The organism is Candidatus Methylacidithermus pantelleriae, from assembly GCF_905250085.1.
GTDB lineage: Bacteria > Verrucomicrobiota > Verrucomicrobiia > Methylacidiphilales > Methylacidiphilaceae > Methylacidithermus > Methylacidithermus pantelleriae.
Genome location: NZ_CAJNOB010000051.1, coordinates 1 through 4,751 on the forward strand (window position 1 = coordinate 1; position 4,751 = coordinate 4,751).

A 4,751-nucleotide genomic window follows, 5' to 3' on the forward strand; every position below is an offset into this window, starting at 1 on the left:
TGTGTTTTGGAAAGGTTTGCAAAGGAGTTCGCGCCGACTGCAGGCGCTCCTTGGGACCCTTGACGGAAAAGAGGATCACCCGTGGCAACCCCTGCGGCGGGATAGACCGGCTTCTGTCAGCTGGCCAGTGTAAGGGGACGGAGAAAACCGAAGGCCAAACAAGAAGAACCGCGTGCGATTGCCCGGAGGGACCGGCGGGAAGCTAGCGAAAAGCTGGGGCTTCGCTCGTTTATGAAAGTTTAAAGATTGATTCGAAGTGCTGGATTCGACAAAACTAAGAAAACTTAACAAAGAGCATCCGAAAGACTGGCGAAAAAGGTATTGAGGCGGAACGCAAACTGCTATCTTGATGGAATGGGCCCCCCAGTCTAGAGGGCCAGCCAAGCAGCCTTGACGCGCATGACCTCGGTCGCTCGCCATGGTCGATGGAACCAAGACAGGATCGCTCTAGCGGCTCTTAAAGAACGTCTTTCCGTGGACGATCAAGCCTCAGCACGATGGAAAGAAGCACTGGGTTCGGCCATTGTAGCTACAGAGACCCAGCGCGAACTCGATCGATGTGAAAGCATCCACTCCCTTGCCCGAGTTACAGGAAAGAGGGACTTGGCGGAGGTTCTCAGGGTCGCGCACCTTTGTGCCTCGGTGCGTACAGACCAAGAATTCTCTTGTCTTTTGTCTTACATGAAGCACTTGATTCCCTTCGAAAAGGCGCTGGCGGTGGTCGGGCCGATACGTTATCCACCGGCCTTTTTAGGCCCAACCAAGATCCTGGCTTTGGATTTTCCCATGGAATGGCTATCCCTCTACTTCCATCGAAACTACGCCCAGCTCGATCCAGTCCTTCGATTCCATCTACTCACCTTTCAAACGCAGCTCTGGTCTCAGACATTCCAAAGCTGTAGCGATCCCCAGCTAGGAGATTTTCTTGCCGACGCTTCGGCCTTTGGCTTAACCGAAGGGATTACAACAGGAGCTCAGGAGCCTGCCCATGGTTTGGGCACCTTATTTTCGTTCGTGGGGTGCAACTTGGGAGAAAATTCTCGGCACCTTTTGGTAGTGGACGTTCTTAGACCGCACCTTCATGCGGCACTTCTCCACGTGGCTTTGCATTCCACTCCGACCACCCCGTACCGCCTTTCTCTTCGGGAACGGGAAGTACTCCACTGGGTCAAAGAAGGGAAAACCAACTGGGAGATCTCCCGGATCCTTGGGGTCAGCGAATCGACTATCAAGTTTCACATCAAAAACATCCTTGCCAAACTGGACGCTTCGACTCGCAGTCAAGCCGCAGCACTTGCCGTGCAGCATCGACTGTTGTGAACCCACAAGAATGCATGATGTGTCCGTTAAGGAAACGCCAAATTGTGCTTTCTAACTTTGTGACAAAATACCCGCCGAGGTTTGGTGAAACTTAGCGAACTTGATAACGGTTCGACAGCTCACAAATGAAATTCCGAGAGAATGTAGTGAGCCATCATGAAGGCTCTCTTTGGAGGACACCCGGTTTCTAATGGCTTGTTTGGAAGCAAGAGGATAACGGTAGACTGTGTTTCAGCGCACCTTCCGCTCGCACGCGATTCACAGGAGAGTGGCGAAGTGGCTCCGCTTAACTGGAAACCACCGCCAGAAAAGCCAAGACAAGCCGCTGGAACGACAACCCCGGGCCACAAGGATCTTTTGGCTGTTTACCTAGCTTAACTTCCTCAGGTTTTTTTGACCTTTGTAGTTGCACGTCAAGGACTTCTGGAAAAGCATGTAGGGTCGATATATGAATAGGTTGTGGGTAACTATTTTTGCTAGAAAAATGGCAGGTGTTGCAGGTTGTAGGCATATATGTCCAGGAGGCCCGTATCGATCGCAACGGGAAGGTGTACCGGCAGGCGGGGGTTCGGGAGTCCTACCGGGTGGGGAAAAAGGTGAAGAGAGGGAATTGGGCCAATGGGAGCCGGCTGCCGGTCGAAACGCCAGAGATTCTTCGCGCAAGCTGAAAAAGGGCAGAAGCTTATTCCCCTGGAGGGCTTACAAGTGGGGCAGGCCTTCGATGGTGGGGGTTGGTGGTATGGGAAGAGGTGTCGCGAGAAGGTGGGGTCTAGAGGAAGTGCTTGCAGGGGCGAGATCGGAGCGGAAGCGGCGGTTGAGTAAAGCGATCTCTTTTTGGGCGGATTTTTTTCCCTCTTTCCAAGTGTGCGTTGCGGGAGAAAGCAAGCGCGACGGTTTTAGTGGTGCTGTGCGGGGTGGGAGAAAAGGGCTCGGAGGAAGATGAGCTGTGCCGGGCGATGGATGGGTGAAACGGGGTTTGGAAGTGGGTGGAAAAAAGAAGCTCTATCGCGCGGACGCCCCTGCGGGGAACGAGTCTTGTGCTTTCTGATTGATCCCGTGTGTCCTTTGAGGGGGTAGGGCCGGAGGGACTAGGCCGTTATTTATGGACACAGCCGGGATCAGTGAGGCGATCGGCGCCAAGTGCTTCTTCTGGATTGCGACCCATGCTCAAGGGGTTCCGATCCATGGGGAGGTTTTGTGGGGAAACCGGGCGGATTCCAAAACTCTTGTGGGGTTCCTCCTGACACTCCAAGGACGGTTGGGGATCCAAGAAAGAACCTCTGTTTTTCATGGAGGAAGGAAAAAGCCCCAGGAACTTGGAAGCGCTCCAAGGAGAGGGGCTTCGGTAGGTCACTTGAGCTAAGAGAGGCCAAGCTCCAAGAGCGATTCTCGTGATTTTCCCAAAAGATCGGCAGCCTCGGCTTACCGACCGGAGTCAAGTGATGGAGGTGGAAGGCAATCAGCGTCGATATGTAATTGCCGCAAAAAAATGGCCTAGGCCATGAGCAATCGGGCCCAGCGGGAAAGCCGGGTGGCTTGTGCCAAGGAGGTGTTCGCCGAGATTCCCAAAACGATCGGGCAAAACGCGGATCCGCTCAAACTGGGGTGCCGGGTCGGTCGGGCGCTCTCTTGCCTCCAAGCGCATAAATCCTTTGGAGTACGGGGTCGACCCTCGCGGCCGCTTCTGGTGGAAACGTAAAGAGAGAAGCGGATCCCAGAAGAGGAAGCGATCGATGGACGGTATCTCGTGCAGCCCGATCTCTCCCCGCCGGAAGCTGCCCCCTGCGAGGTCGTCACTCATTCTAAGCGACTTGCCGACGTTTGAATCGGGCTATCGCCATCTCAAAGGCTCGCTGGAAGTGCGTCCCGTGTATCACTCGCGGGCGGGGACCCGAGTCCGCAATCCCATCGGGATCTTTTTCCTGGCCTAGGGGCTCACCGCTCGCCTGCGAGCCCAATGGATCTCGAAAGGCTTCCAGGGAACACATCCCCCAAACGCTTCGTCACCTTTAAGCCATCCGCGTAGCGCGGCTTTTGTCCGAAGGCAAATTTTCAATTGCCGAATGCTTTGCGAAATGCCCAAAGAAGGAAACGAGCTACTCCGAATACCGGGCCCGCTTCCTATTTTTTCTCACAGGCCCCCAGTGGATCACGTAGGCAGGACGAAACCATTAACTCGCCCGGCTACAGTGCCTTACCTTCAAACAGTGTCAAAGTTAAGCTAGGAAGGGCTTGAGAAGTTGCTCGCCTAGGACTTACCGGTATGCAAACAGAACTTTGAAAAAATAGTCGATCGTTTTGAAAACGGATGGCTACTTGCCAGCTACGGTAGCGGCGCTCGGTTTGAAAGAGCGAACAAAGGCGAGGCACAAAGCGTTTCCACGCGCCGAATCCCGTTTTATCTTTGTCACTCACAGGCCTTGTGCCCGGGAGCAAGTTTGGTTTAACCGAATGAGTAGACACAGCCAACGTCTCACTTGGGGACAGACGCAGACCCGACCCTCCGGCCTGGAAAGTCAATGGCCGCCTTGTGCGGTTCTCTGGCGGTTCTTTGGCAGTGGTTTAGGGCCTTGCATGGACTCGTGGAACCAAAATAACCAATCCCAGCAAGGGCCCTTTCCCCGGATTCGAGATCTTTTCTCTCTTAATCATAGAACATCTTATAACTCTCGGTTGTGTTGTATTTCCAAGGAACATTTCCCCGGCGGTTGCGGCCAATAGCGTCACAACCGGGGCAAACGACGGGTAATCGCCACAACCTTTCGGGATTGTCATGACCAGAGTGGGCATCGTGTAGCACCAGGCGCATGGGTCTGTGGCCAGCTTGCGGTAACAAAAAGAACCCCGGATGTCTTGGAGCCTATCCCCAAGGCCCAAAGTGGTCGTTGAGAGTTTTCTTCTCCAGAGGAAAAGGACCGGGGTTAAAAAGGCTCTCCTAAAAACCTCCAAGCACATGGAAAAAAGAGAACTAATAAACCCGCAAAGAACTTGGAACAGCTTTCAGGCGCATCCTTTGCCTCTATCGGGGACATCGCTTCTCTCCCAGAGGTCTCCTGCAACGACAGCCCTCAAGTATTGCCTGTGGCCGGTAGAGACCGAAAAGCTTCTGGAGCGCAAGCACCTTACTCTGAGACAGGGAAAAGACCTTTCACAGTCCGTGCTAACAAAAGCCCGTTCTCATTTGAGAGAGTTTTCCTCAAGCGAAGCACGGTGCTGGAACTCCGTCCCATCTGGGACCACCATCCCAACTAGGTCGGTAGCGCACGTGTTGGCTCACGCCTTGGCGTTCCTACTTGACCGGTTTTTTGCGAGGAGCATCAAAGCCGCCGAGCCCGCCTTTTCCACGGCGCAACGTGGCATCCAATGCAGGCGATTCACGCCGTCCGTATGTTGACTGTGGCAACGACAAGCGCCGCAAAGTCACCATGCGA

6 protein-coding genes are annotated in these 4,751 nt (G+C 54.2%); 5 read left to right on the plus strand and 1 reads right to left on the minus strand.

The annotated features are described in order from the left end of the window. The first annotated feature begins 399 nt into the window (after positions 1-399). The 5 genes from KK925_RS09170 (at position 400) to KK925_RS09190 (ending at position 3,251) form a co-directional block, all read left to right on the plus strand. On the plus strand, positions 400-1,320 hold the full coding sequence (locus KK925_RS09170; protein ID WP_174583549.1) for a helix-turn-helix transcriptional regulator: 921 nt from the start codon (positions 400-402) through the stop codon (positions 1,318-1,320). Between the two features lie 491 nt (positions 1,321-1,811). Then, the gene (locus KK925_RS09175; RefSeq protein ID WP_174583550.1) at positions 1,812-1,988 is read left to right on the plus strand and encodes a hypothetical protein; all 177 of its coding nucleotides are present in this window, start codon (positions 1,812-1,814) and stop codon (positions 1,986-1,988) included. Between the two features lie 434 nt (positions 1,989-2,422). Next, positions 2,423-2,683 (plus strand): hypothetical protein, encoded by a 261-nt coding sequence (locus KK925_RS09180; protein WP_214096462.1) that lies wholly within the window; start codon positions 2,423-2,425, stop codon positions 2,681-2,683. 138 nt (positions 2,684-2,821) lie between these two features. Beyond that, complete coding sequence (locus KK925_RS09185) at positions 2,822-3,019, plus strand: hypothetical protein (RefSeq protein ID WP_174583551.1); 198 nt, start codon at positions 2,822-2,824, stop codon at positions 3,017-3,019. Positions 3,020-3,053: 34 nt separating this feature from the next. Continuing rightward, positions 3,054-3,251 carry a hypothetical protein gene (locus KK925_RS09190; protein ID WP_174583552.1) on the plus strand — a complete coding sequence of 66 codons (198 nt, stop codon included), beginning with the start codon at positions 3,054-3,056 and terminating at the stop codon, positions 3,249-3,251. 713 nt (positions 3,252-3,964) lie between these two features. Here KK925_RS09190 and KK925_RS09195 read toward each other — a convergent pair. Further along, positions 3,965-4,129, minus strand: a complete 165-nt coding sequence (locus KK925_RS09195) for a hypothetical protein (RefSeq protein ID WP_214096463.1) — start codon at positions 4,127-4,129, stop codon at positions 3,965-3,967. Positions 4,130-4,751: the final 622 nt, after the last annotated feature.

Bases quoted from the DNA above. Each gene is read 5' to 3' on its own strand.
- KK925_RS09170 (WP_174583549.1), top strand. From the start codon at position 400: ATGACCTCGGTCGCTCGCCATGGTCGATGGAACCAAGACAGGATCGCT.
- KK925_RS09180 (WP_214096462.1), top strand. From the start codon at position 2,423: ATGGACACAGCCGGGATCAGTGAGGCGATCGGCGCCAAGTGCTTCTTC.
- KK925_RS09185 (WP_174583551.1), top strand. From the start codon at position 2,822: ATGAGCAATCGGGCCCAGCGGGAAAGCCGGGTGGCTTGTGCCAAGGAG.
- KK925_RS09190 (WP_174583552.1), top strand. From the start codon at position 3,054: ATGGACGGTATCTCGTGCAGCCCGATCTCTCCCCGCCGGAAGCTGCCC.
- KK925_RS09195 (WP_214096463.1), bottom strand. From the start codon at position 4,129: ATGCGCCTGGTGCTACACGATGCCCACTCTGGTCATGACAATCCCGAA.